Below are 26,559 nucleotides of genomic sequence, written 5' to 3' on the forward strand. Positions count from 1 at the left end.
CGCTGTCATCGCCCAAGGTAGGGATTCTGGCCGATAAACACCAGATAGGGTGTCCTTGTCAGGTCCTTTCGGGGTTGTCGCTGACTTCGGGCTGCTCTGTCGCAATTCGATACCCGGCCGTAATTACTGAGATGCCAAGCACCGTCACGATGATCTGCAGCAACACGTTCAAAATCAGAACCTTGATCTGAATGAGAACAACCGGGAGGCTGGCTCCGGCAAGCGCCAGAACATATTGAAGTCCCATGCTCACGAGCAGGAAGGGAAGGGACAAGACGATCAGCGACCAGAGCATGCGCCAACCCAGGCCGTTTCCAAGTCTGTGTGCATCCATGATACCTATTGGCCGTTCGATCGCGACAGCCGGCAAGACGAGGTTTAGTCGCACCAGATGGGGCATGATCCAGAAGAGCAGAAGGCCTGCGGCCAGAAGGGCCCCGACAACTGGCGGCAAAGCCACGCCGAGCAGCGACACCACGATCATGACCGGTATGAGCACAAGCATTGAGATGAAAAGAAGCTGGATCAGTTTCCAGACAAACTGCAGCTCCAGGGGACCAAGTTTTAGGTGAAACGTCGCCGGTTGTTCGCCTAAAAGACCGAACCTGTGCCAGGCGACGGCTATTGAAGCGGACGCTGCCAGGGCAACCACGGCGCTGATCAGGATCAAAAGTATTGCTGTGCCGGACAGATTGCCGATTTGAGCTTCACCGGAGATATCGCCGCCAATCATCAGAACGACCAATGACAAGACGAACTGAAGCGCAAACCAGGCACCGCACGTTTTGAAAACCGTTTCGAGATTGCCGAATACAATAGCGATTGAGTCGGTCAGAAGCCGTTTGAACATGCGGTTTCCCTGAAATGAGCTGGAACAAAAGGTCTAAAACTGTCTGCTGGCGTTGTAATTGTTCACATTGGCGAATGCAACGAACGCTGGCAAGCGCGCAGGCGACGCCGGTGCGAATTGCCCTTTTTCGCCGCAGCCATTAATCCTTCGCTGGAAAGTCGCGCCAAGATGCCTCATATGGTTGGCAAACGTGAAAGGTCCGATTGGTTTCTGTCATGATTGATGATTTCGCAAACCCGCTGCCCCGCCGCAATTCCGTCGGCGTGAGCGTTGGTAACGTCATGGTTGGCGGCGGCGCGCCGATTGTGGTGCAATCGATGACCAACACTGATACCGCTGACGCGGATTCAACCGTTGCCCAGGTGGCAGCGCTGGCGCGTGCCGGGTCCGAAGTCGTGCGGATTACCGTAGACCGGGCTGAGGCAGCCGCCCAGGTCCCGCGGATCAAGGAGCGGCTCGAGCGAATTGGTGTAAACGTGCCGCTGGTCGGTGACTTCCACTATATTGGCCATAAGCTGCTCAATGACTATCCGGACTGCGCGGCAGCTCTGGACAAATACCGCATCAACCCAGGCAATGTCGGTTTCAAGGCAAAGCGGGACACGCAGTTTTCTCAAATCATCGACATCGCACTTAAACATGACAAGCCGGTGCGGATCGGCGTCAACTGGGGATCGCTTGACCAGGAGCTTTTGACAAAGCTGATGGATGAAAACGCGGAAAGTGAAGCGCCCGTGTCGGCCTCAGCCGTTATGCGCGAAGCGATTATCCAATCCGGGCTTCTGTCAGCCGAGCGCGCCGAAGCTCTTGGAATGGGGCGGGACAAGATCATTCTTTCGGCAAAGGTCAGCCAGGTTCAGGATCTGATTGCCGTTTATGCCGATCTGGCACGCCGGTGCGATTACGCCCTGCATCTTGGCCTGACCGAGGCAGGCATGGGCACCAAGGGGATTGTCTCCTCCGCCGCGTCGATGGGCATCCTGTTGCAGCAGGGCATTGGCGACACCATTCGGGTCTCGCTGACGCCCGAACCGGGAGGTGACCGCACCAGGGAAGTGCAGGTCGCGCAGGAGCTTCTGCAGGTCATGGGCTTTCGCGCATTCGTGCCGATTGTCGCTGCATGTCCGGGCTGCGGGCGGACGACATCAACCGTGTTCCAGGAACTTGCAGGCGATATTCAAGATCATATTCGTGCTTCCATGCCATCCTGGCGGGAACAATACCCAGGCGTTGAAAATCTCAACGTTGCTGTCATGGGCTGTATCGTCAACGGCCCGGGCGAATCCAAACATGCAGACATTGGCATATCGCTGCCCGGAACCGGTGAGACACCATCAGCGCCGGTATTTGTCGACGGCGAGAAAGTCACGACGCTGCGTGGTGAGGGCATCGCTGACGAGTTCAAGCAAATGGTATTGGAATATATTGAAAAACGGTATGGATCCGATCCTAAATCCAACTCGGATGCCGCTTAAGGAATCCGGACCTTCTGACATCAGTCGATAGTAGCGCTCTTCCAGGGAACACGCAGATTATGACGCATGGTGACCCCGAGCCACAGAAAAAGCCGATCCTCATCATCACGTCACAGGTGGTACGCGGGGGGATAAGCGGCAGAGGTTTGAGTTTTGCGCTGGAACGGATCGGACACGATGTCTGGTTTCTGCCCACTATACTGCTTCCCTGGCATCCCGGGCATGGCAAAGGAACCCGGATCGTTCCACCAAGCGCCGAGTTCGGATCCATTGCCGCGGATCTTGCAGGCGCAGACAAGCTCGGTGAAGTCGGGGCGGTGATTTCGGGGTATCTTGGTGAGGCTTCGCAAGCAGAGGCTGTTGCCGATCTGGTGAAAGCGGTCAAACAAAAGTCGCCGGAAGCGCCTTATTTGTGTGATCCTGTGATGGGCGACCACACGTCCGCCTCAGGAGGTGGTCTTTATGTGCCCGAGGCGACGGCACATGCGATACGCGACAAGCTTGTTCCACTTGCCGATATCGTAACACCCAACACCTTTGAGCTTGGTTGGCTGACAGATCGCGCTGTCGAAAGCGAGCTCGACGCATTGGCTGCTGCACGTGTCCTTGGCAACGAGCGGGTTCTCGTCACGTCATCACCGGCAATGCGCCGAAATGCAGTTGCCAATCTGCTGGCGGGGCCCCGTGGTGCGGTTGCTGCCGAACATGCGGTTATTGCGAATCCGCCGCACGGGACAGGCGATCTGATTGCAGGACTGTTCTTGAGCAACCTGCTTGAAGGCCTTGATGACGAAGAAGCTCTGAAACGGGCATCCGCCTCGGTGTTTGAGCTCGTCGCGCGAAGTGTCAAGAAAGGTGCTGATGAGTTGCTGTTTGCCGAAGAGCAGCAATCGGTTGTCCGCGCCATGGCGCTTGTGACTTCAAGGCGGATACTGGAAGCAAAGTCCCGTGTCTGAAGACCGGCAGGATTTTGTTGCTGGTGTCGACGGCTGCAAGGCCGGCTGGATTGCAGTACTGCGCAACCTGGCAGACCCGGAAGATATTGCTCTGAAGGTGTTCGAAACGTTCGCGGACATTCTTCGGCATCAGCCATCCCTTTCGATCATCGCCGTCGATATGCCGATCGGTTTGCCGGACGCGATCGGACCTGGAGGGCGCGGGCCGGAAAAAGCCGCGCGCCGGCACCTTGGTGACCGCCAGTCGTCGGTCTTTCAGGTTCCGGCCCGTCCCGCGGTTTATGAAGAGGACTATCGTTTGGCCTGCGAGGCTGCGATGGGGACATCGGAACCTCCCAAGAAGGTTTCCAAGCAATGTTTTTATCTCTTTCCGAAAATGCGGGATATCGATGCAGTCATGACACCGGACCTGGAGGAACGGGTGTTTGAGGTGCACCCCGAATTAGCTTTTTGGCGGTTGAATGGCGAACAGGCGATGAGCCTTCCGAAAAAGGTCAAAAGCCGGGCCAACCCGGAGGGACTGGATCAACGCCGGGATTTGCTCATGGCACACGGGTTGCCGCAAGACTTTCTGGACCAGAAACCACCACGCGGTTGTGGCAGAGATGACCTTCTGGATGCGGCTGCCAATTCTCTGATTGCCGAGCGGATTTCGAAAGGGAAAGCCGAACCCTTTCCGAAGGACTATCGCCGGGATGACCGGGGCTTGCGGATGGCGATCTGGGCGTGATGCAAATTGGACGTGTCTCGAGGCTGTTGGCTGAGAGTTTAAAGCTGTTCGAGCAGCGCCAGAATATCTATCTTGAGATCGGTCCCCCTCACGATGCCGCCATGGCAGGGAACGATCATGTTTGGGGTTTCAGCCTTCAACTGCTTTTGAACCCAAGCTGAAAAAACTTTCTTGTCGGCAAGGCCGTATTTCGGGAACGTCTTCAGAAAACCAAGTGTTGTTTCAGGAGCTTTCTTTTCCGAGACGCCGCAAAACGCATCGGTGACGATCCACGTCACGCCATCATCACCCTGAAGACGGAACCAGACTTCGCCTGTCTTCAGACCATCGGGTTCAAGAATGGTCACATGATCGGGGAGAGCGTTAGCCAGTTCGGTCAAAGAACCGAATGTCGTTCCGGTGATTTTTTCAAGTCTCGGCCTGGCCTTGTCGGAGCAAACCGGTTCTGCTTGCGGGAACGCTTCAATGTGCTCAAGAACAGCCTTGTTGTGATAGTGATTTGGGGCGAGCAGGAAGCGGATCGGGGCTGCTTCTCCGACGACTTTGCTTGTCTTTTCAACGGGACTGTAAAGACATGTGCCGCCGTCCTTGAGCCCGACGACATTGCATCTGAGGTTGCCGCGCTGGATGGTCCAGCTGCTTTCATGGCCCTCAATTTGGACAAGAGCTGGTGCATGCCGGGTCATGACGTCTCCAGTGATGTCAGCTGTTTGCACAATAGATCGACGAGGTGCCTGCCACCGGTGTTTTTCCCCTCCAGTCGGTTCTGGGCGTGAACACCCATCACCGCCGATACAAGTCCTTTGGCATAAGTCTTGGCGTCTATCGATGATGAAATTTTTTCGGCATCAATCGCGTTTTGAAGGCATGCCTCGAAGCAATTCTCCAGTGCGTTCCAATAGTGTCTGGCGGCTTTGTCCAGGTCCGCGCTGCCAACCCGTGCATTCTCGATGCCGGTGTTGACAACGAGGCATCCATGGGGGCTCGACGTCATTGAGCCATCGGTGATCAAGGACCGCAGGAAGGCAATAATTTCGGGGACGCCGCCGCCGTCTCTCATGGGCTCCATTGCGATTGAAATTGCCTGTTCGGAATAAAAATTGAGCGCCGCAAGATAAAGGCCTTCCTTGCCGCCAAACTCACTTCGGAGGGCAAACTGGTTGAGCCCGGTCAGGCGCTCCAGTTCGCGAACGCCCAGGGCCTGGTAGCCGTGTTGCCAAAATGCGTGTGTGGCACGCTTCACAATTTCTTCGGGATCATAACCTTTGGGTCGGGCCATAATTCAGTTTCTCTTCGATTGTATAGGAATTAATTTCTATACGATTGTAGAGAAATGTCAACAGCATGATTGCGCGCGCAAAAATGGGATGTTTCGCAGCATGTCCGTCGATGAATTTCTCTTTCAAAGAGAACCTGTTAAAAGGCCGTCCTGCCGCGTTCACACTACCGTTGGCTATTTCAGAGCATCTGAGGGTTTTGGAAAATCGCATGAGCGACAAGAGCATTTATGAAAATCTCACTCAGCTTGGAACATCCTCTGAGTTGCCGGACAATCCGGAGAAGGCTGTGCTGGAAAAGGTGCCGAACCCTCAGGCAGGGACCGGCTACATGGTGCGGTTCGTTGCGCCGGAATTTACATCGCTTTGCCCCATCACCGGCGCGCCTGATTTCGCGCATCTGGTGATCGACTACGTCCCGAAGGATTTTCTGGTGGAGAGCAAGTCCCTGAAATTGTTTCTGGGCTCATTTCGCAATCACGGTGCTTTTCATGAGGATTGCACGGTCTCCATCGCAAAGCGCCTCGTTGACTTGCTCCAGCCTGACTGGCTGAGGATCGGCGGGTACTGGTATCCGCGGGGCGGAATCCCCATTGATGTTTTCTATCAGACGGGTCCCGCGCCGGAAGGTGTCTGGATACCGGATCAGGGCGTGCCGTCCTATCGCGGCAGAGGGTGAACCTTCCGGATCAGCAGTCTGTCAGTGGTCAACCCGCTCAAGGTGTCGGAAGGGTCAGGCCCGGCGCTTTTTCGATTGTCTGCGTGACCACCATCTCGAAATTCGGCGCCTTGGTGTCATAGACCGCCTTGACGATAAAGTTATCAGCCCGCCGCACCCAGTAGGTATAGCGGTTTTCAGTGACCATTCCCTGGCTGACGGTGATGTCCGCGGCGACAACATCCAGTGTTTCACCGTTCATTTCCTCTTCTGAACAGGCTGCGTTCCGGATTGTTTCAGCGTTTGTCAACTTGTCCGCCCGGGCCTGATCGGCATTGCCGCCAGTGTCCATTTCCCGGATCTTTTGCCAGCTTTTTCCGTCATCTGCTGACTGGTAAAGAACGTTCTGATATCCAAGCACCCAGGGTCCTGCCGGCTCGGTTGGAACCGTCAGATAGTGATCCTCGTTCAGATACAAAAATTCATTTGTTGAAGGTGGAGCACCCTTGAAAGCGTTGATTGCGATCGTCTTTGTGGGAACGCCCTGGTCCAGTTGAAGATAAAGCTCGGTGAAGCGATCCTGACACGGATCAGCATGGGCAATTTGTCCTGACAGTCCCAGAACAAGTGCAGCGCTCGCAATCGACTTCATGAAAATCTCCACCAAAACCTGAAACAGTAGATGATTGTCAGGCATGGAACACGGTTTCAGGTCGCCTGACAATCTTGTTCGTCACCAACTTGCGTGGTGACGTCGGTCTTATTCAGCCGGTGCGGTAGCACCGGTGCTGGTCGTGAAGGCCTTTTCCTTGATCTCCTGGAACTTGTCCGACATTTCAGACAGCCGCGCATCCCATTCGGGGTTCGGTACCTGGCCGTCAGTCACCTTGAAATAGACCTGCATCATCAGCGTGACCGCAAGCGGTTCAAGCACGGCTGCCTTCACCGCCCAGGCAAAGACAATGGCAAACACCAGCGCGCCAAAACTCCACGAGCCTGGCATCAGGTAAACAATCGCCGCAGCCGGCGCGAGCATCACCAGAAACACCACAAAGGCGAGGAGGTAAGTGAAGAGCGCGATGAAGGCGGCATTCTTCAACATGGGCTTGTAATTCTGGCCATAAAGCACCAGTGCTTCACGCGCCGAGCCCCAGGCATTGTCCGAGCGGGTCCGGATCGCATGCGCCAGAATAACTTCATCGACGAAGCCGACCGCGACTTTCAAGAAGGCCCGGAAAAGGGACACCAGTCCGTTCAGGCCCGGGATCGGCAGAACCGATGCAATGCCTTCGGCAAATCTGCTGATAGACCGGACAACGCCCTTGATCAATTGATCCAGCCCGAACAGGGCGCTGGATTGGACAAAGCGGTCTTTTACGACGCTCCCGCCATAAGCAACCTGTCCCTGACCGTCCGGCAGCTCCTTGCCGTCCATCAGTTCCACCAGAACTGCGATGTGACCGGCCTTTACGGTGTAAAGCAGGTATTCACGCAACAGGTAAATCGCTGTGGCGGTGAGGCCGAAGCCCAGCAAGCCGCCCCAGAAGGCAAAGCCGGCCTGACTGTCAGGCCCGCCGATCCAGCCAAGCCCATAGCCGACCCCGGCACCAAGGCCGGTCACGAGCACATATGCGGCGGCCATGGCGCCATAAACGATCACTCTAAAAATCAGATAAGGCAAAGTTTGCACCATCAGGCCGATGGCGCGTCCGAAATCAAAAACCCACATTTATCGTCTCCGGTATCCGAATGTTCGGAAGGCGTTCAATGAGGATTACCTTAGGTCAGTGCTCAGAAGTGTGTTGTGATGACAATCACGGGACAGCCGTTGCAGTCGAGATTGAAATCATTACGCGTCCGACCCGTAAAAAACCCTGCACGGAAAGCGTTTATCCTTCTCGATCAGGTCGGTGAGGAAGTCAGAAACGTTGGTCAGGCTTGAGGTTTGCTCAATCGGTCATCCGGCTGAGGTGTTCACCAAATATCAGCGCGTTGCCATCCGGGTCCTTCGTTTCGAATTCACGCATTTCCCAGGGCTGGTCGCCGATGTCCTCAGTGACGTTGGCTCCGGCCTTTTTCGCCAATTCGTAATAGCCGTCGATGCCATCGACGAAGCAATAAGCCGTCCTCGGGTGAGGCGTGTCGCCTCCCGTCAGATGGAGCTCAATCTTGTCACGGCCGAGGATGGCATAACGCGTAGGCTCTGCTTCATTGTCGGCCCACTCGAAGCGCACTTCGAACAACAGCTTGTCCCGGTAATAGGCGACTGCGGTGGCGACATCGCTTACCGGAAAAACCGGCGCGATGAGGGAAAGTTGGGATGAGTTTGGATCTGACATTGAAATCTCCCAGAGAACGCCGCAGGAACTTAACAGTAGACTGTGAGCCGAAGTTTATCCCTGCTACGAAGCGTCCGATTATCAGGCTGCCAACGGAGATAGAGGTTCCGGAGCAGTCGTGATCAGGTGTCCCAAAGCAGGTTGGCTTTTTGGAAAATCTCACCTTAAGATAGAATAGCAGGTTAGGGGTTTTGGGGAAAATTCTATGTTCGGCTCTAGCTTAATCAGGCCGCTCGTCGCTTTTATTACTGCGTTTTCCTGGTCTACTGCAGCGATAAGTACTGAGTATATTTCATGTCCTGCCGATTTCGTGAGCTTTCACGAGAACTCCGGTTTCGGTGAAGGTGTATACTATAAGTATAAATCGAGACATTCGGACGACGAATGGCGCCCTGCGAGCATTCGCAGGGGGAACAGTCTTCTGGTGTCCGAATTTGAAAGCGAAGTTCCGGTCGAGGCGATCTATTACACGACTGGGCCTAAGCGTGAGAATTACTACCTCGTCAAAAGCGGAAAGCTGTCGGAGACCATTGAATACAGGAAGAGCGCTCTTGTAGGGTATGGTGATAATCTCAAAAGGGCTCTTAGAGCTGATTTCGACAAAAGATTTTCCCGCCCGCCGTTCAATGCAAATCTTGTCGCGGACGTCGACTTGGACGTTTACCAGGAGGTCCACCTCAGTGCTTTGCCATCCGGATCGTCACTGGTCTCAAGGGCTCGATACTTGTTCGACAAAAAGAAGGGTTGGCACCTCACCTTCGATGATGGCACCGATACGTTTAGTGATGTTACCAAACGAAGTAACTTTGCGTTCCCTGGCAACATGAACTTGTCGGGCGACACCTTGAGCCACATACTGGAAGTGGTGATGCAAAGATATGGTGGGCCCGGTAAGGTATGTGTGAGAATATATAGGACTTTAAGAGCGGATCATGTCGGCCTTTATTTGGCTTTCAATGATATATTTTTAAATTCGACGCCAACGTCGGTGAATTTTACTCTCAAATTTTTTGAAGAAAACTGAAGATATGGCAGAGATGTCAGAAGAGTACGACAAGACGCTGGTGCAGATCTGGCGTACAAACTACATCACAGTGTTCGAGACCAAAGACATCGGCTGGCAGGAGCTTGTTGCGGTCGCCTCGCTGCTTGCATTGCTGAGCGTCTATTGTGCTCCTTTTCTGGGAATTCAAGAAAAGCTTACGACCGTTGCATTTTAAACCAGCTTCATATTGCTTCTCATCATTGTGCTTTCACTGGTAACGGCGATGGCGAGAATTCTATTCCAAATAGATAGCATCCAGCCCCGAAGGGTCTTTATGCTTCTAGCCGGGCACTACACGGTGACGCTGGTATCCGTTCTCACAGCCGTATTCATATGGGGCGATGCATTTCCCTTTTACAACGACATCGAGAGTCTCTCGCGGGTATATCCGGCCCTTGCTACTGTCTTTTTCGTGCTGATGACATTCTCAGACTTCATGTCGCTCAAGAAGAGCGATGACGACGGACGGGTATCCGGTTTTGTAAAAAATCCGCGATTTCGGGATATGGCCGCCGCAATTTCCGTGTTTGTGATTGTAAATTACTGCAACTACAAGATCTTCAGCGATTTTGTGGATTCAGGCTCAACGCAGAGTATCTTTTATCAAGTGATACAGTCGGCCTCAGGCACTCTTTCCGGAAGCTGAAATTGCCTTCAATGGACGTGGAAAGAGCGCCGGGTTTACCAAGCTTAGAGCTATCAAGGCCGCTGAAAAAGCGGCCTTGAAATCGTTGTTCGTGTGTAACCCGCCTTAGCCAGTCACGAGGTTCCGGAGCACGTAGTGCAGGATGCCGCCGGCCTTGATGTATTCCAGCTCATCCTCGGTATCGACACGGCACAGGCACTCGATGGTTTTGGTGGTGCCGTCCTCATAAGTGACGTCCATATTCATCATCTGGCGCGGCTGGATATCGGCGATGCCTTTGATGGTGACGCGTTCCTTGCCGGTGATGTTGTGCGATTGCCAGCTTTCACCGTCCTTGAAGGTGAGCGGAATGACACCCATGCCGACCAGGTTGGACCGGTGAATGCGCTCGAAGGATTGGGCGATCACAGCCCGCACACCAAGCAGATTGGTGCCTTTGGCCGCCCAGTCGCGGGACGAGCCTGTGCCATATTCCTTGCCCGCAAAAACAACCAGCGGCGTACCGGCTTCTTTGTATTCCATGCAGGCGTCGTAGATCCATTCCTTCTCGCCATCCTTCATGGTGACGCCGCCCTCGACGCCAGGAACCATCTGGTTCTTGATACGGATATTGGCGAATGTGCCGCGCATCATGACTTCGTGGTTGCCACGGCGGGAGCCGTAGGAGTTGAAGTCCTTTTGTGCGACCTGATGCTCTGAAAGATACTTTCCTGCCGGGCTGTCGAGTTTGATCGCACCAGCCGGTGAAATGTGGTCAGTGGTGATGCTGTCTAGGAAAAGACCCATGACCGCTGCGTCGTTGATGTCCTGAAGCGGTTTCGGCTCCATGGTCATGCCTTCGAAGTAAGGCGGGTTCTGCACATAGGTAGACGACACCGGCCACGTGTAGGTCAGGCCGCCTTCCACCTTGATCGCCTGCCAGTGCGCATCGCCCTTGAAGACGTCGGAATAGCGCGTGCGGAACATGTCTTCGTTGATCGAGGAGCGGATCAGATCGCTGATCTGTTCCGTGGTCGGCCAGATGTCCTTCAGATAGACGGGGTTGCCGTCTCTGTCATTGCCAAGTGGGTCTTCGGTGATGTTGATATTGAGGTTGCCGGCAATCGCATAGGCAACAACCAGTGGCGGCGAGGCCAGATAGTTTGCGCGGACATCCGGGTTGACGCGGCCTTCGAAGTTGCGGTTGCCCGACAATACGGAACAGGCAATCAGATCGTTGTCGTTGATTGCCTTTGAAATTGCCGGATCCAGAGGACCGGAATTGCCGATACAAGTGGTGCAGCCATAACCGGCGAGATCAAAGCCAAGAGCATCGAGGTCACCCTGCAGGCCTGCCTTCTCCAGATAGTCGGTCACTACCTGCGAGCCGGGCGCCAATGAGGTTTTCACCCAGGGTTTGACATCCAGGCCCTTTGCCAGGGCGTTGCGCGCCACTAGTCCGGCGCCGATCAGAACGGAGGGATTGGACGTATTGGTGCAGGACGTGATCGCCGCGATGACGACGTCGCCATTGCCAAGGTCGTGGTCCTTGCCGTCAACGCTGACGCGCTTGCCTAGTTCGCCCGCCTTTTTGAACTCCTCTGCCATGGTTGTGGCAAAGCCGGACGCGGCGTCGGAGAGATTGATGCGGTCCTGCGGGCGCTTCGGACCGGAAATGGCCGGCACGACGGTGGAAATGTCGAGTTCCAGAGTGTCGGTGAACTCAGGCTCTTCGCCGCCGGTGCGGAACATGCCCTGAGCCTTGGAGTATTCCTCGACCAGCGCAACGCGATCTTTGTCGCGCCCGGTTGCTTGCAGGTACTTCAAGGTTTCCTTGTCGACCGGGAAAAAGCCGCATGTTGCGCCGTATTCAGGCGCCATGTTGGCGATCGTGGCTGCATCCTCGAGGCTGAGATTGTCGAGGCCCGGGCCATAAAACTCAACGAATTTGCCGACCACACCCTTCTGGCGCAGCATTTCAACCACGCGCAGCACAAGGTCTGTGGCGGTGATGCCTTCGTTCAGCTTGCCTGTCAGCTTGAAACCGATGACTTCAGGGATCAGCATGGAAATCGGCTGACCGAGCATGGCGGCTTCCGCTTCGATGCCGCCGACACCCCAACCGAGAACGGCAAGGCCGTTGACCATAGTTGTGTGGCTGTCGGTGCCGACAAGCGTGTCCGGATAGGCGATCGTCTCGCCGCCGTCTTCCCTGGTCCACACTGTCTGGGCCAGATACTCAAGGTTCACCTGGTGGCAGATACCGGTTCCCGGAGGGACTGCGCGGAAATTGTCGAAGGCAGACTGACCCCAGCGCAGAAACTCATACCGTTCCTGGTTGCGCTCATATTCCAGATCCACGTTTTTCTTGAATGCGTCCTTGGTGCCGAAAAAGTCGATCATGACAGAATGGTCGATGACGAGATCGACTGGAACCTGCGGGTTCACCTTCTTCGGGTCGCCACCAAGCTTCACGGCCGCATCGCGCATGGCGGCAAGGTCCACAACGGCCGGCACACCGGTGAAGTCCTGCATCAGGACACGGGCCGGGCGATAGGAGATCTCATGAGTGGACTTTTTCGTCTTGAGCCATTCCGCGCAAGCAACGATGTCATCTTTGGTCACCGAGCGCCCGTCTTCGAAGCGAAGAAGGTTCTCAAGGACAACTTTCAGCGAAAACGGCAGTCTGGAGACGCCTTCAAGACCGTTTTTTTCCGCCTCGGGAATTGAGAAATAGGTATAGGTCTTGCCGTCTGCGGTCAGCGTTTTCTTACACTTGAAGCTGTCGAGGGACTGGGTCACGACGTGCAATCTCCTTCATTGCGCAAAGGTCCGGCTGCGTTTTTCCGGTGCCTTGCATACTCTCTCAAAGCGCAGGTCAGGAGCAGGACAGGTCCTTCAACAAGCGCGTTTTCGCGGGATGCGGTAGAGAGCCTCTCCCTCTTTCGCCGCCGCAATTCTGTAATGCGTTCCTATAGCAATCTTTGGCGTTTTTCACCAGACGGGGCTCGGCTGCGCGACGCTTATTTAAGGTTGCCGATCGATCGCTTGAAGAGGTGGTAACGCGCTTTTTGACCATGTTGACGCTTGAAATGCCGCAACGTGAAAAATCCCGTATTTATCGAATGGAAAGATATTGCATACCATTGTATACTGAATTAAAACCGCGCTCAGCCAGCTTCTCCCGGCTCGCCAGACAAACTGCGATCCGGTGGTCAAGCTTCAAACAACACCAGGACGCCGGGACCATCATGAGCTTGTATCAAGACTACCTGAAAGAGATCGACACGCGCAAAGAACAGGGCTTGCATCCAAAGCCCATAGAAGACGGCGCCTTGTTGGAGGAAATCGTTGCCCAGATCAAGGATCAGGGGAACGAGCATAGGGAAGCGTCTCTCAAGTTCTTCATCTATAACACCTTGCCCGGAACTACGAGCGCTGCCGGTGTCAAAGCCAAGTTTCTGAAAGAGATCATTCTCGGCCAGGCTGACGTTGCCGAGATCTCCTCATCCTTTGCCTTTGAACTGCTTTCGCACATGAAGGGTGGCCCCTCGGTGGAGGTTCTGCTCGATCTGGCCCTCGGTGATGATCAGGCAATTGCGTCAGATGCAGCCGATGTGCTGAAGACCCAGGTATTCCTCTATGAGGCAGATACGGACCGTCTGAAAGAGGCTTTTGCAAGTGGCAACGCGATTGCAAAAGACCTTATCGAAAGTTACTCCAAAGCGGAATTCTTCACGAGGCTCCCGGAGATCGATGAGGAAATCAAGGTGGTGACCTATATTGCCGCCGAAGGCGACATTTCCACCGACCTTCTGTCTCCCGGCAACCAGGCCCATTCCCGTGCCGACCGGGAACTGCATGGCAAGTGCATGATCTCCGAGCGTGCGCAGGAGGAAATTCAGGCACTGAAACTTCAGCACCCGGACAAGCAGGTGATGCTAATCGCGGAAAAGGGCACCATGGGTGTGGGCTCATCGCGCATGTCCGGCGTCAACAATGTTGCGCTCTGGACCGGCAAACAGGCAAGCCCCTATGTGCCGTTCGTAAACTTCGCGCCTATCGTGGCCGGCACCAATGGCATCTCTCCCATCTTTCTGACGACCGTAGGCGTGACAGGCGGTATCGGCATCGACCTTAAGAACTGGGTCAAGAAGCTGGATTCCGACGGCAACCCGATCCTCAACAACGACGGCAATCCGGTTCTGGAACAGAAATATTCGGTCGAAACCGGCACTGTCCTGACCATCAACTCCAAGAAGAAGAAGCTCTACAACGAAGGTGGCGACGAAGAACTTGTTGATGTCGCTGCCTCCTTCAATCCGCAAAAGCTCGAATTCATGAAGGCTGGCGGGTCCTATGCGATCGTATTCGGCAAGAAGCTGCAGAGCTTTGCCTGCGAGACGCTCGGTGTCGAATTGAAATCCGCTTTCGCTCCTTCCAAGGAAGTTTCTCATGAAGGCCAGGGCCTGACAGCGGTTGAAAAGATTTTCAACAGGAATGCGGTCGGCGTTACGCCGGGCAAGGTTCTGCACGCTGGCTCCGACGTTCGCGTCAAGGTGAACATTGTCGGCTCGCAGGACACCACCGGCCTGATGACCTCTCAAGAGCTTGAGGCCATGGCGGCCACGGTTCTTTCACCAACTGTTGACGGCGCCTACCAGTCAGGCTGCCATACAGCATCGGTCTGGGATCTGAAGGCCCAGGCAAACACGCCCAAGCTGATGGCGTTCATGCACAAGTTCGGCCTTATCACCGCACGCGACCCGAAAGGCGTTTATCACTCCATGACGGACGTGATCCACAAGGTCTTGAATGACATCACCGTGGATGACTGGGCAATCATTATCGGTGGCGATTCCCACACCAGAATGTCCAAAGGCGTCGCATTTGGTGCAGATTCCGGAACGGTTGCTCTTGCCCTAGCGACCGGGGAAGCAACCATGCCGATCCCTGAATCGGTCAAGGTGACTTTCAAGGGGCAAATGGCCGATCACATGGACTTCCGGGATGTTGTTCATGCGACGCAGGCCCAGATGCTCAAGCAGTTTGGCGACAACGTTTTCCAGGGCCGGATCATCGAAGTGCACATTGGAACGCTGCTTGCGGACCAGGCTTTCACCTTCACCGACTGGACGGCAGAAATGAAGGCCAAGGCGTCAATCTGCATTTCCGAAGATGCGACGCTGATTGAATCGCTTCAGATCGCAAAGAGCCGTATTCAGGTCATGATCGACAAGGGTATGGACAATGAAGTCCAAATGCTTCAGGGCCTGGTCGATATCGCCGACAAGCGCATCGCGGAAATCAAGTCCGGAGAAAAACCGGCCCTGACACCGGATGCCAATGCCGAGTACTTCGCGGAAGTCGTCGTTGATCTTGATGAGATCAATGAACCGATGATTGCCGACCCGGATGTGAACAACGCGGATGTTTCCAAGCGGTATACCCACGACACGATCCGGCCGATTTCCTACTACGGTGCGGAAAAGAAGGTCGATCTCGGTTTTGTCGGGTCTTGCATGGTGCACAAGGGCGACGTGAAAATCGTCGCCCAGATGCTGCGCAATCTGGAAAAGGAAAAAGGCAGCGTCGACTTCAAGGCTCCGCTGGTTCTTGCCGCGCCAACCTACAACATTATCGATGAGTTGAAGGACGAGGGTGACTGGGAGGTGCTGCAGAAGTACTCGGGCTTCGAGTTTGACGACACTGCGCCCAAAAACACTGCCCGAACCGACTACGAGAACATCCTCTATCTGGAACGGCCCGGATGTAACCTGTGCATGGGCAACCAGGAAAAGGCTGCAAAGGGCGACACGGTTCTGGCGACATCAACCCGCCTCTTCAAGGGACGCGTGGTTGAGGACTCGGGCGACAAGAAAGGCGAGTCCCTGCTTGCTTCAACGCCTGTCGTTGTCCTTTCAGCAATCCTCGGCAGAACGCCGACAGTGGATGAGTACAAGACGGCCGTTGAGGGTATCGACCTGACCAAGTTCGCTCCGCCGCTTCAAAAGCCGCTGGATGCCAAATCGGTGCACTTCTAAGACTGCCGGCAGCGGCGGATAGCCGCCGCTGCCGCCGGATTGACCGTCATTCGAAACGCTGTCGGATGACAGGCATGAAAAAGCCCGGGTCCTGCCCGGGCTTTTGTCTTTTGTTCCTGATGTATGTATCAGGCAGATTCTTTGTTCGCCGCACGCTCGGCGCGTTTGCGCTCATGCGGGTCGAGGATCGCCTTGCGCAGCCGGATGGAACTTGGTGTGACTTCCACAAGCTCATCGTCCGAAATATAGGACAGTGCGGCCTCCAACGTCAGTTTCATTGGCGTTGTCAGCTTGACCGCGTCATCCTTGCCGGCAGAGCGGATGTTGGTGAGCTGCTTGCCTTTCAGAACATTGACTTCCAGATCGTTGCCGCGCGTGTGCTCTCCGACAATCATGCCTGGATAGACTTTGGTTCCAGGCTCGATCATCATCGGGCCCCGATCTTCCAGGTTGAACAGAGCATAAGCGACAGCTTCGCCCGTTCCGTTGGAAAGAAGCACACCGGTGTGACGGCCCTGGATCGGTCCCTTGTAAGGCTCATATCCGTGGAACAGGCGGTTGAAGATTGCCGTACCGCGCGTATCCGACAAGAGTTCTGCCTGGTAACCGATCAGTCCTCGCGTCGGTGCATGGAAGACCAGTCGCGTCCGGCCACCACCTGACGGTTTCATTTCAAGCAGATCCGCTTTGCGTTCCTGAAGTTTCTGGACGACGATGCCTGAATGTTCTTCGTCAACATCGATGATAACTTCTTCGATTGGCTCAAGCCGGTTGTTGGCATCGTCATACTGATAAACGACACGCGGGCGGCCAACGCCAAGCTCAAAACCTTCGCGGCGCATGTTTTCAATCAGGATTGCCAGAAGCAATTCGCCGCGACCCGACACGATGAAGGCATCGGGTTCGTCCGTGTCTTCCACCTTCAGGGCAACGTTGCCCTCAGCTTCCTTCTTCAGGCGTTCGCGGATAACACGTGACTGAACCTTCGAGCCTTCGGTGCCCGCAAGGGGACTGTCATTGACACGGAAAGTCATGGACAGCGTCGGCGGGTCAATCGGTTGCGCCTGAAGTGGCTCGTCAACTCCCGGTGCGCAAAGCGTGTCGGCAACCGTTGCCTTGGTCAGGCCGGCAATGGCAACGATGTCGCCCGCTTCGCCCTTTTCGATTGGCTGGCGCTCAAGTCCGCGGAATGCGAGAATTTTTGAAACACGCCCGGTTTCGACAGAGCCGCCGTCGCGAGACAATGCCTTGAGCGGCATGTTCGGCAGAGCCGTACCGGAGGCAATGCGGCCGGTTAGAATGCGGCCAAGGAACGGATCGGATTCGATTGTTGTCGCCAGCATGCGGAATTCGCCCGGTTCGGCGGCAGGTGCGGCGACCTTGTCGAGCACCATGTCGAAGAGCGGATCCATATTGTCCTGCGGACCTTCCGGCTCCTGCGCCATCCATTCCTGCTTGGCCGATCCGTAAAGAACCGGAAAGTCCAGCTGGTCTTCGTTGGCATCGAGGGCCGCAAACAGATCGAACACCTCGTCGAGGACTTCTTCCGCGCGCTGTTCCGGCTTGTCGATCTTGTTGATGGCGACTATCGGCTTGAGGCCAAGCTTGAGCGCTTTGCCAAGCACGAATTTCGTCTGCGGCATGGGGCCTTCGGCCGCGTCAACCAGAAGGATAACGCCGTCAACCATATGCAGGATGCGCTCAACCTCGCCGCCGAAGTCTGCGTGGCCTGGGGTGTCGACAATATTGATCCGCGTGTCTTTCCAGACCAGCGAAGTCACTTTCGCCAGAATGGTGATACCGCGCTCGCGCTCAATATCGTTGGAATCCATCATGCGCTCTTCAGTGCGCTGATTGTCCCGGAAGGCGCCCGATTGTTTCAAAAGGACGTCGATGAGCGTTGTTTTGCCATGGTCAACGTGCGCGATGATGGCAATATTACGAAGGTTCATATATGGGCTCCAAAAGACAGAGCGGGCCCCTGCGGACCCGCACACATTGTCTGGAATTCAGGTAATTTCGGATCGGCACCCGGCCGAATTTGGCGCCTTTATACGTGCGGCGGGGGAATTGTGCAATGCGATGTCCATTCGTTGCATTGACTTGGTGAAGATTAGTCCCTAGTTCGTAAGGTAACCTTATTAAAAAGGGGCGGGAATGGGTCTTCCGGAACCGAATGTCGGCGTCACCATGCTGGTCGTGGATCTTGCACGGTTGTTGCGACGGAATTTTGAAGCTGAACTCAGTAAAGTCGATACCGGTCTGACAGCAGGCGAGGCGCGAACGCTGTTCTATGTCTGGCGTTTGCCCGGCCAGCGTCAGGCAGTGCTGGCCGATGCCATGTATGTCGAGCCGATGACCCTGGTCGGGTATCTCGATACGCTGGAAAAAGCCGGACTGATCAATCGCTGTACAGACCCGAATGACAGGCGTGCCAAACTGGTTGAATTAACCCCGAAGGCTCAGCCTCTTTTGGAAAATATCGGAACAGCTCTTCAGGCCGTGCGGTCAAGGGCGCTGGACAACATCCCATCCGACAAAAGGCAAGTACTGGAAGCGCTGCTGCAAACCATGAAAGACGGTTTGCTTGAGGAGGTTTCCAAAGGGAAACAGAAATGACGTCAACAAGCTCGATCATGAGCGCAAGACGGACTTCGCTTCTGGGGGCCGGACTTGTTGCCATCGGTCCCATTTCAATGGCGCTATATACACCTGCCATGCCTACGCTTGTCGAAGCCTTCGGAACGACGGACGGCGCTGTCAAACTGACCTTAACCTCCTATTTTGTCGGCTTTGCGTTGGCGCAGCTCGTTTGTGGTCCGCTGTCCGACGCTTTCGGCCGCAAGCCGGTCGCAATGGCGTTTCTCCTGCTCTACCTGACGTCAAGCATATTGGCGACGTTCGCCCCTACCGTCGAATTCATGTTGGTGGCGCGGGCACTGCAAGGTGTAGGAGCTGCCGTTGGCATTGCCGTTTCCAGGGCGATTGTGCGCGATCAGTTTACCGGTGAAGCTTCGGCCAAGATCATGAATACGATTGCCATGATGCTCGCGGTTGGTCCGGCCATCTCTCCGACGATCGGAGGCTTCGTTCTTGAGCTGTCAGGTTGGCGCGAAATCTTCTGGTGCATGGTTGTCTATGGCCTTGCTCTCATGATCGCGGTTGCCTTCTTTCAGGCCGAAACCAATCCTGATCCGGGCAGACATCATCTGAAACCGCGTCGTCTGGCGTCCAACTACATGACCCTGTTGACCGACCCGCGTTTCATGTCGCCTGCGCTTCTTATCGGCTGCGGCCTCGGCAGCCTTTACACGTTTGCGACGATCTTGCCGTTCGTTCTCATTCACAAGGTCGGTCTGTCGCCTTCGGAGTTTGGCTTGACCATGGTTCTGCAATCCGGCTCCTTCATCGTCGGAACCGTTCTCACCGGCCGCTTGTTGCGATTTGTCGAAGCAAGAAAACTCGTGCCATTCGGTTTGGCTCTCTGGGTCGTTGCAGCCCTTCTGATGAGTTTCCTGACGCTGACACAGCAGCCGAGTATTGCCACGGTCATGGCTCCGGTCGGCCTGTTCACCTTTGCATTGGCGCTGGTTTTGCCAGCCAGTTTCACAGAGTCCCTTGCGCCGTTCCCGGGAATTGCCGGTGCGGCATCGTCCATGGTCGGGTTCTTGCAATGTGGTGTCGCGATTGTTGCGAGCGTCGTCATCGCCCTGCTGGGCGATCAACTGCTCGGCTTCGGTGTGGTTCTGCCGTTGGTGCCGATTGCCGGAATTGTCGGATATCTGGTTTTTAAAAGCCGGATACCGCAAACCGCAGCCGCAGAATAGCTCAATTCCGTCGTCTGCGGCACAGCATGTCGACAACGGCTTGACCCTTTATCGTGAAAGAGGCATCAGGTGCCTGCGAACAGGGATTACAAGTACCGTGAAAGCCGCCGAATATCGTCTTCCTGACTGCCGCCCGCATGTCATGGGCATCTTGAATGTCACGCCGGATTCCTTTTCCGACGGCGGACACCACAATGCGGCAAGTGCAGCACTTGTTCACGCCAGAACAATGATTGCGGAAGGCGCAGATATCCTGGATGTCGGCGGCGAGAGCACGAGGCCAGGTTCGGAGCCTGTCTCGCTTGACGTTGAATGGTCACGACTCGACCCGGTTCTGGAAAGTGTCATCGCGCTTGGAACGCCTGTCTCTATCGACACTTACAAGGCTGAAATCGCAAGGCGCGCGTGCAAAGCAGGGGCTGTCATCGTCAACGATGTCTGGGGGCTTCGGAAAGACCCGGAAATGGCGGACGTTGTCGCGGAAGCCGATGTGCACGTGGTGATGATGCACAATCGGGAAAGTGCCGACGCTGATCTGGATATTCTCAGCGACATTGACCGCGCATTTGAAGCTTCGATGGAATTGGCCGACCGCGCGGGGATCCCTAAGGAAAAACAGCTGCTCGACCCGGGTTTTGGATTCGGGAAGACGATCGACCAGAATTTCATCATCCTGAATCGTTTCGAAAGTTTAAAAAAGCACGGCCTTCCTCTTTTGGCCGGAGCATCGCGCAAGCGGATGGTTGGAACCGTCCTGAATGCTGAAATGGAAGAACGGTTATACGGCTCGCTTGCCGTGCACCTTACGGCGATGACAAAAGGCGCAGTCATAGTTCGTGCACATGACGTGCGTCCACATGCCGAGTGCGTGCGTATGCTGGAGGCAACCTGGCTGGAACGGAACCCGATCTGAATGCCCATAAGTAAAAAGTCTCCTCTTGCTCCAACACGCTGTGCCTTGGGGCTTGGATCCAATCTTGGTGATCCGCAAGCAAATCTTGAAAACGCCGTCCAGCTGCTGGACCGGACCAACGGCATCACGGTCGTGACGCGTTCGTCCGACTACCGCACGCCTCCCTGGGGCCCGGTCCCGCAGGATGACTATGTCAACATATGTCTCGTGGTGGATACGACACTGTCTCCACAAGACCTCCTGAAGCGGTGTCTGGAGACTGAAGCCGAACTCGGTCGTGTGCGCGACATCCGCTGGGGGCCGCGAAAGATCGACATTGACGTTCTGATCTATGGTCTTGAGAAAGTCGAAGAGACCGATCTGGAAATCCCGCACCCGCGCATGGGTGACAGGGCGTTCGTCTTGATCCCACTGTCCGAAATCTGGCCAGACGCCCCATTGGGTGATGGTCGTACAGCCGCCGAGGCTCTTGAGACGTGCCCGGATCAAGAGGGTGTGGTGAAGCTGGATTAGTTGCCAGAAATTAGCTTCATAACAGACGCATGAAACTGCCCATATGGAACCTTGCATTTGCAGGTTCCTGGTGGTGCTCTTCACCTATTGGGCAAGCTCTGCGGGCAAGACAGCCGCTCCAGCAGGTAGCGTTTTCCGTACCGGCAAGATGGTCGCGGCATTTGGGAACGTCATACCCGTTTTCGATGGAAAGCGCGCCTACGGGGCAGGCAGCGATGCAAGGTTTTCCGCTGCAGGTCTCACATGGGCCCACAACGTCAGACCTGGTCGCCAGATCGAATGTTTGCTCTGAGAGGAGCGCAGCCCGAAATCCTGTCCAGGGTCCATAGTGGTGATGGGCCAGGACGCCCATCGGACTTTGCGAAAATCCGCCACAAGCCTGCGCCCATTGCTGAAAGGGATGAAAAGGAGGACCTTCGAACGGGAACAGCGCTTCAAAATCATTCGCGCCGGCAATCGCACTCAATGTTCTTTTCGTGTAGCGGTCGAGCGGGGCGGATCTGTTGTCAGAAAATTCCGGGCTTGAGGTCAATCGCGGCCAGAGAGTTGGCCCAGTGTTGCCGACAAGAAGCAAAGACTTGGGGTGCCTGCCGCCTGTCATAACCGGAACCGGGTCGCCCGGGCCGGGCGAGAACCCGCCCAGCACGAAAAATCCAGCAGCTGCAAGACTGTCTGTCAGATCTGCCGCCGGATTTTCCATATCATTCTTCGTTAGCCGAGCCGGTCACGCTTGGCCAAGGTGCGCAGGCGCAAGGCGTTCAGTTTGATGAAGCCCGCAGCATCTTTCTGGTCATATGCACCCTGATCGTCTTCAAACGTCACCAGTTCTTCTGAATAAAGCGAATATGGCGAGGACCGGCCAACCAGAATGACGTTGCCCTTGTAGAGCTTCAAACTCACGGTGCCAGTGACATGCTCCTGGCTCTTGTCGATCAAAGCCTGAAGCATTTCGCGCTCTGGCGAGAACCAGAAGCCATTGTAAATCAGTTCGGAATAGCGCGGCATCAACTCGTCCTTGAGGTGCGCTGCACCGCGGTCGAGCGTGATGGATTCCATGGCGCGGTGGGCCGTAAGCAGGATGGTGCCGCCCGGTGTCTCGTAGACGCCACGGCTTTTCATGCCGACAAACCGGTTTTCGACCATATCCAGGCGGCCAATGCCATTGTCACGGCCATAGTCATTCAACTTGGCGAAGAGCGTTGCCGGTGACATTTTTTCTCCGTTGAGAGAAACGGCATCGCCCTTTTCGAAACCGATCTCGATTTCGGTGACGACATCCGGCGCTTCGGTAGGATCGACTGTGCGCTGGTAAACATACCCGGGTGCTTCTTCCGCAGGGTCTTCCAGAACTTTGCCTTCAGAAGATGAATGCAACATGTTGGCATCCACAGAAAAAGGCGCCTCGCCAAGCTTGTCTTTTGGCACCGGGATCTGATGCTTTTCCGCAAAGTCGAGCAGATCGGTCCGGGATTTGAACGTCCAGTCACGCCATGGGGCGATTACCTTGATGTCCGGGTTCAGTGCATAGGCTGAGAGCTCGAAGCGAACCTGGTCATTCCCTTTGCCGGTTGCACCGTGGGCAATCGCATCAGCGCCGGTTTCTTCGGCAATTTCGATCAGGCGTTTGGAGATTAGCGGCCGGGCAATTGATGTGCCCAGCAGATAAACCCCTTCATAGACGGCGTTGGCGCGGAACATCGGAAAGACGAAGTCGCGAATGAATTCCTCTCGAAGGTCATCAATATAGATTTCTTTGATGCCGAGCATCTCGGCTTTGCGGCGCGCCGGTTCCAGTTCCTCTCCCTGGCCGAGATCTGCTGTGAAGGTTACGACTTCGCAGTCAAATTCCGTTTGCAGCCATTTCAGGATGATGGATGTGTCGAGGCCGCCGGAATAGGCGAGCACGACTTTCTTGATGTCACCATGCGCCATAGAGGAAGGGTCCAGTTCGCTTTTGGGGCGGTATGTCCGCGCCGTTGAAAATTTGCGGCAATTTAGCCGGTTCTTTACCCGGTGCAAGCCCTTAGGCGTCAGCAAGGGCAGGACAATCTGTTGCAGGCAGGAAACAGACTGCAGGTAACACGAGTGAGGTTTGAAACTTGCAATTGACCCGAAGGCGGAAGAGGGTGTTAACAGGAAGTGAACGAACCAAGCGGCCAGACTGGGAGGCGGTATGAGTCTGATCGATTTTGAACTCGACCACTATGACTATCTGACCTTCGTAATCCTGATTCTGGTGGTCATTGCGTTTTTCTACGTGATGGTGACCCTGGGCGGATTGCCCGGAAAACTTGCGGAAAAACGCAATCATCCGCATGCAGAATCGGTAAAACTCGGCGGCTGGATCGGGCTGTTTACTGTCTTTCCCTGGATACATGCCCTGATCTGGGCCTATCACGACTCCATGACCGTCGACGTTCGCAAGCTGCCGAAAAACACAGATATGGAACCCGAAGACGGCACTGCACGGCAGGGCGGAGAAAAGCTCGCACCTGAAGCTGATGCGGCTGAGCCGCCGACAAACAGTCCAACGGGCAAGTCTTCATCACCAGAAGATGGTGCGCATACATGACGATCGCACTTCTGATCCTGGGTGTTTATGCGCTCTTTGCCTGGTTGGTTTTTTACAAGTTTCGATGGCTGAAATTCAATATCGCCTGGGGTGTCGTGACCTTCTGGGTTGGATTTCACGTCCTTTTCCTGCTGGTCGTGCTTCTCCGGTTTTTCACGCCGTATACGATTGACGGGCACGTGATCCGGCAGACAATCCAGATTGCGCCACGCCTGCCACACCCAACGGTTTTGGAAGAGGTCTTCATAGCTCAGAACCAGAAGGTGAAAAAAGGCGACAAGCTTTACCAGTTCGAAAAGACGCTTTATGCGGCTCAGCTGGCCGAGGCCGTGGCAAATCTGGCTGATGCACGCCAGAATGCGCTCATTCTGGAAGAAGACATTCACATCGCACAGGATTCGCTTGAGGCTGCGCAGGCCAACGAAACTTATGCGGCACAGCAGGTGAAGCGGTATTCAGACCTTGTTCCCAAGGGTGGAGCCAAACAGGAGACACTCGACAAATGGGAGTCGCAGCTCGCAGCAGCTCAAGCACAGGTACACGAAGCGCGTGACAACCTGAAAAAGGCTCAACTTGCCGCTGAGGCAAAAATAGACGGCGTCAATGCGCAGGTTGCAGGTGCCGAGGCACAGGTCGAGCAGGCGCAATATTATGTTGATCAGACAACAATCTATGCCCCGGAAGACGGCGTCATCATTTCCCAGCAGGCACGGCCTGGTCTCGTCGTCGGCGGGTTCAGGGTTGCATCAATCGCGGCGTTCGTTGCTGACGCCGATCCCTATTTTCTGGCGACTTTTTATCAGGAACATCTGAAATTCGTGGAACCAGGCCAGCCGGTTGAAGTGGCGCTCGACATTTATCCGGGCCAGATTTTCACGGGTAAGGTCAAAGCGATCTGGGATGGTACCGGACAGGGCCAGATCATTCCGCGAGGCCGCGTGCCTGAGTTCATGTTCATGAGCCCGCAAGGCCGATTTGCGGTCGAGATCGATCTGGACGACGACCCCGCACTGAAACGGTATCCTGCGGGTGCACATGGTGCAGCTGCCATTTACACCGGTGGAGGCGGCGGCTGGGTCGCGGTTTTGAGACGTGTGAATATGCGACTTTATTCGTGGGTCAATTTCATTGTTCCCTTTGATGTGTGAGTGAGAGTTTCAGCGTATGGGGCGGTTGCGGAAATTGGGTCGTTGGGGGGTGCTCGCAGGCGTGCTCTTCGCTGGTGGCTGCATGGTCGGACCCGATTTCGAACGTCCCGAGGCTCCTGTTCTCGACAGCTGGAGCAAAGGTGCCAATCTCACCATCGACAACCGGACCGGGTTCACCAGCCGCAGCGCCCATTCCGTGCCGTGGTGGCACGTCTTCAAGGATGAAACGCTCAACAGCTTGATTGCGCAGGCTTACCGGCAGAATGTCGGACTGCAGGCAGCCGGTGTCAGGGTCTACCAGGCCCGCGCGCAGCTCGGTATTGCAACCGGTGAACTGTTTCCGCAAGTTCAGGAACTGAATGGCGGATCCAAAAGCATCCGTTTCAGTGCCAATGACCCGTTCATACGTGATCTGGAGCGAGTCGGGCTGGTCAATGATCACATTACGCGTGTGTCGACCGGCTTCGACGCCGCCTGGGAAATTGATGTCTGGGGCAAGATCAGGCGCGACATTCAGTCTGCCGATGCGAACCTCAAGGCCAACATCGCTTCTTATGATGATGCACTGGTGACGCTGACCGGTGATATTGCAGCCACTTACGTCACTGCGCGCGAAATACAGCAGCTGATCACGTCGGCGCGCAAGAATGCCGCGCTTCAAAAGAAGTCTCTCGATCTCACTCGGTTGCGCCTTGAAAATGGAGCTGCAACCAAGCTGGATGTCGATGAAGCCACCGTGCTTTATAACAACACGCTCGCGTCCATTCCCGGCTATGAAGCTGAACTGTCACAGGCATACAATGCCTTGAGCCTGCTGTTAAGTGAGCCGCCAGGAGGCATGAAGTCGCGGCTCCGTTCCGGTGACCGCTATCCGAGGGTTCCAGCGGAAGTCGCGATCGGCGTTCCGGCCGATATGCTTCGCCGACGCCCTGATATCCGGCAGGCAGAATATGTGGCAGCTGCGCAATCGGCACAGATCGGGGTCGCCAAGGCGGATCTACTGCCGGCCTTTACCATCTCCGGTGCTATCGGTGTGAGGGCAGATGATTTTTCAAACCTCTTCAACAACGGCTCGACAGCAGGTTTCATCAATCCCGGATTTTCCTGGAATTTCCTGAACTATGGACGTATCCAGAACAACGTTCGGGTCCAGGATGCCGAGTTTCAGGAAACGCTTCTGAACTACAAGAACACGGTTTTAAACGCCTATGCAGAAGTTGAAAATGCGCTCACGGCATTTTTGCGCTCAAAGCAGGAAGCGGTCTATCTCAGGCGCAGCGTCAGGGCCGCCCGTAGCTCGGTGGGGGAAGTCGAGGCGCAGTATCAGGACGGTACAGCGTCATATAATCGGGTGGTTGATGCACAAAGAAGTCTGCTTCTGGCCGAGACGCGTCTTATCGCGGCACAGGCGAATGTGCTTACCAATCTGATCGCTGTCTACAAGGGTCTTGGTGGCGGCTGGGTGCCGGAAAATGTCAAGGGACTGATCTCGGACGAAACCCGGCAGCAGATGGCGGAAAGAACCCGCTGGGGCAAACTTCTGGAAAAGCCGGTCGGCGACGCAGGTTAGCGTAAAGGCAAGCCTGA

25 protein-coding genes are annotated in these 26,559 nt (G+C 55.3%); 15 read left to right on the plus strand and 10 right to left on the minus strand.

What is annotated here, in order from left to right:
• Positions 1-58: 58 nt before the first annotated feature.
• Positions 59-850: a hypothetical protein gene (locus tag K1718_RS03595; RefSeq protein WP_265679718.1), complete on the minus strand. Its 792-nt coding sequence runs from the start codon at positions 848-850 to the stop codon at positions 59-61.
• A gap of 215 nt (positions 851-1,065) precedes the next feature.
• On the opposite strand from K1718_RS03595, the gene ispG reads away from it, so the two are divergent.
• The 3 genes from ispG to K1718_RS03610 are packed head-to-tail and all read left to right on the plus strand — an operon-like array spanning position 1,066 to position 4,011.
• Positions 1,066-2,325, plus strand: coding sequence for a flavodoxin-dependent (E)-4-hydroxy-3-methylbut-2-enyl-diphosphate synthase (ispG, locus tag K1718_RS03600; RefSeq protein WP_265679717.1), 1,260 nt, complete (start codon positions 1,066-1,068; stop codon positions 2,323-2,325).
• Between the two features lie 59 nt (positions 2,326-2,384).
• Complete coding sequence (gene pdxY / locus K1718_RS03605; protein WP_265679716.1) at positions 2,385-3,281, plus strand: pyridoxal kinase; 897 nt, start codon at positions 2,385-2,387, stop codon at positions 3,279-3,281.
• Positions 3,274-4,011: a DUF429 domain-containing protein gene (locus tag K1718_RS03610; protein ID WP_265679715.1), complete on the plus strand. Its 738-nt coding sequence runs from the start codon at positions 3,274-3,276 to the stop codon at positions 4,009-4,011. Before pdxY ends, K1718_RS03610 begins: the two co-directional genes overlap by 8 nt.
• 38 nt (positions 4,012-4,049) lie before the next feature.
• Here the strand turns inward: K1718_RS03610 and K1718_RS03615 are convergent, their stop codons facing one another.
• A complete protein-coding gene (locus K1718_RS03615) occupies positions 4,050-4,697 on the minus strand; it encodes a hypothetical protein (protein ID WP_265679714.1) in 648 nt (215 codons plus the stop codon).
• Positions 4,694-5,290 (minus strand): TetR/AcrR family transcriptional regulator, encoded by a 597-nt coding sequence (locus K1718_RS03620; RefSeq protein WP_265679713.1) that lies wholly within the window; start codon positions 5,288-5,290, stop codon positions 4,694-4,696. The genes K1718_RS03615 and K1718_RS03620 overlap by 4 nt, the downstream gene beginning before the upstream one ends.
• Positions 5,291-5,499: 209 nt before the next feature.
• On the opposite strand from K1718_RS03620, the gene queF reads away from it, so the two are divergent.
• The gene (queF, locus tag K1718_RS03625) at positions 5,500-5,967 is read left to right on the plus strand and encodes a preQ(1) synthase (protein ID WP_265679712.1); all 468 of its coding nucleotides are present in this window, start codon (positions 5,500-5,502) and stop codon (positions 5,965-5,967) included.
• Between the two features lie 37 nt (positions 5,968-6,004).
• Here the strand turns inward: queF and K1718_RS03630 are convergent, their stop codons facing one another.
• The 3 genes from K1718_RS03630 to K1718_RS03640 all read right to left on the minus strand — a co-directional run bounded on the left by K1718_RS03630 (position 6,005) and on the right by K1718_RS03640 (position 8,285).
• Positions 6,005-6,598 (minus strand): hypothetical protein, encoded by a 594-nt coding sequence (locus K1718_RS03630; protein ID WP_265679711.1) that lies wholly within the window; start codon positions 6,596-6,598, stop codon positions 6,005-6,007.
• A gap of 108 nt (positions 6,599-6,706) precedes the next feature.
• On the minus strand, positions 6,707-7,675 hold the full coding sequence (locus tag K1718_RS03635) for a hypothetical protein (RefSeq protein WP_265679710.1): 969 nt from the start codon (positions 7,673-7,675) through the stop codon (positions 6,707-6,709).
• A gap of 220 nt (positions 7,676-7,895) precedes the next feature.
• A complete protein-coding gene (locus K1718_RS03640) occupies positions 7,896-8,285 on the minus strand; it encodes a bleomycin resistance protein (protein WP_152499607.1) in 390 nt (129 codons plus the stop codon).
• Between the two features lie 424 nt (positions 8,286-8,709).
• Between K1718_RS03640 and K1718_RS03645 the strand changes: the two genes are divergently transcribed.
• The 3 genes from K1718_RS03645 (at position 8,710) to K1718_RS03655 (ending at position 9,976) form a co-directional block, all read left to right on the plus strand.
• Positions 8,710-9,309 carry a hypothetical protein gene (locus K1718_RS03645; RefSeq protein WP_265679709.1) on the plus strand — a complete coding sequence of 200 codons (600 nt, stop codon included), beginning with the start codon at positions 8,710-8,712 and terminating at the stop codon, positions 9,307-9,309.
• 4 nt (positions 9,310-9,313) lie between these two features.
• Positions 9,314-9,505, plus strand: coding sequence for a hypothetical protein (locus K1718_RS03650; protein WP_265679708.1), 192 nt, complete (start codon positions 9,314-9,316; stop codon positions 9,503-9,505).
• Between the two features lie 99 nt (positions 9,506-9,604).
• Positions 9,605-9,976, plus strand: coding sequence for a hypothetical protein (locus K1718_RS03655; protein WP_265679707.1), 372 nt, complete (start codon positions 9,605-9,607; stop codon positions 9,974-9,976).
• A 105-nt stretch (positions 9,977-10,081) separates the two neighbouring features.
• Here the strand turns inward: K1718_RS03655 and acnA are convergent, their stop codons facing one another.
• On the minus strand, positions 10,082-12,757 hold the full coding sequence (gene acnA / locus K1718_RS03660; RefSeq protein ID WP_265679706.1) for an aconitate hydratase AcnA: 2,676 nt from the start codon (positions 12,755-12,757) through the stop codon (positions 10,082-10,084).
• A 449-nt stretch (positions 12,758-13,206) separates the two neighbouring features.
• On the opposite strand from acnA, the gene K1718_RS03665 reads away from it, so the two are divergent.
• Entirely contained in the window at positions 13,207-15,999 is a 2,793-nt protein-coding gene (locus K1718_RS03665) for a bifunctional aconitate hydratase 2/2-methylisocitrate dehydratase (RefSeq protein WP_265679705.1), read from the plus strand.
• A 128-nt stretch (positions 16,000-16,127) separates the two neighbouring features.
• Here K1718_RS03665 and typA read toward each other — a convergent pair whose 3' ends face one another.
• The gene (gene typA / locus K1718_RS03670; RefSeq protein ID WP_152499612.1) at positions 16,128-17,951 is read right to left on the minus strand and encodes a translational GTPase TypA; all 1,824 of its coding nucleotides are present in this window, start codon (positions 17,949-17,951) and stop codon (positions 16,128-16,130) included.
• 205 nt (positions 17,952-18,156) lie between these two features.
• On the opposite strand from typA, the gene K1718_RS03675 reads away from it, so the two are divergent.
• The 4 genes from K1718_RS03675 to folK all read left to right on the plus strand — a co-directional run bounded on the left by K1718_RS03675 (position 18,157) and on the right by folK (position 21,252).
• A complete protein-coding gene (locus K1718_RS03675; RefSeq protein ID WP_152499613.1) occupies positions 18,157-18,618 on the plus strand; it encodes a MarR family winged helix-turn-helix transcriptional regulator in 462 nt (153 codons plus the stop codon).
• Complete coding sequence (locus tag K1718_RS03680) at positions 18,615-19,826, plus strand: multidrug effflux MFS transporter (protein WP_265679704.1); 1,212 nt, start codon at positions 18,615-18,617, stop codon at positions 19,824-19,826. Before K1718_RS03675 ends, K1718_RS03680 begins: the two co-directional genes overlap by 4 nt.
• Positions 19,827-19,968: 142 nt before the next feature.
• Positions 19,969-20,739 carry a dihydropteroate synthase gene (gene folP, locus K1718_RS03685; RefSeq protein ID WP_418068128.1) on the plus strand — a complete coding sequence of 257 codons (771 nt, stop codon included), beginning with the start codon at positions 19,969-19,971 and terminating at the stop codon, positions 20,737-20,739.
• Entirely contained in the window at positions 20,740-21,252 is a 513-nt protein-coding gene (gene folK, locus K1718_RS03690; RefSeq protein ID WP_173005878.1) for a 2-amino-4-hydroxy-6-hydroxymethyldihydropteridine diphosphokinase, read from the plus strand.
• A 16-nt stretch (positions 21,253-21,268) separates the two neighbouring features.
• Here folK and K1718_RS03695 read toward each other — a convergent pair whose 3' ends face one another.
• Both K1718_RS03695 and K1718_RS03700 read right to left on the minus strand, forming a co-directional pair.
• A complete protein-coding gene (locus K1718_RS03695; protein ID WP_265679702.1) occupies positions 21,269-21,952 on the minus strand; it encodes a hypothetical protein in 684 nt (227 codons plus the stop codon).
• An 11-nt stretch (positions 21,953-21,963) separates the two neighbouring features.
• Positions 21,964-23,184 (minus strand): argininosuccinate synthase, encoded by a 1,221-nt coding sequence (locus K1718_RS03700; protein WP_152499617.1) that lies wholly within the window; start codon positions 23,182-23,184, stop codon positions 21,964-21,966.
• A gap of 241 nt (positions 23,185-23,425) precedes the next feature.
• Between K1718_RS03700 and K1718_RS03705 the strand changes: the two genes are divergently transcribed.
• From K1718_RS03705 to K1718_RS03715, 3 genes are read left to right on the plus strand one after another with little or no spacing between them, the layout of a single operon-like run.
• Positions 23,426-23,824, plus strand: a complete 399-nt coding sequence (locus K1718_RS03705) for a DUF3302 domain-containing protein (RefSeq protein ID WP_152499618.1) — start codon at positions 23,426-23,428, stop codon at positions 23,822-23,824.
• Positions 23,821-24,972: an HlyD family secretion protein gene (locus K1718_RS03710; protein WP_265679701.1), complete on the plus strand. Its 1,152-nt coding sequence runs from the start codon at positions 23,821-23,823 to the stop codon at positions 24,970-24,972. The genes K1718_RS03705 and K1718_RS03710 overlap by 4 nt, the downstream gene beginning before the upstream one ends.
• Before the next feature lie 16 nt (positions 24,973-24,988).
• Positions 24,989-26,542 carry an efflux transporter outer membrane subunit gene (locus tag K1718_RS03715; RefSeq protein WP_265679700.1) on the plus strand — a complete coding sequence of 518 codons (1,554 nt, stop codon included), beginning with the start codon at positions 24,989-24,991 and terminating at the stop codon, positions 26,540-26,542.
• Positions 26,543-26,559 lie beyond the last annotated feature (17 nt).

Source organism: Roseibium porphyridii (assembly GCF_026191725.2).
In the GTDB taxonomy this organism is placed as follows: domain Bacteria; phylum Pseudomonadota; class Alphaproteobacteria; order Rhizobiales; family Stappiaceae; genus Roseibium; species Roseibium porphyridii.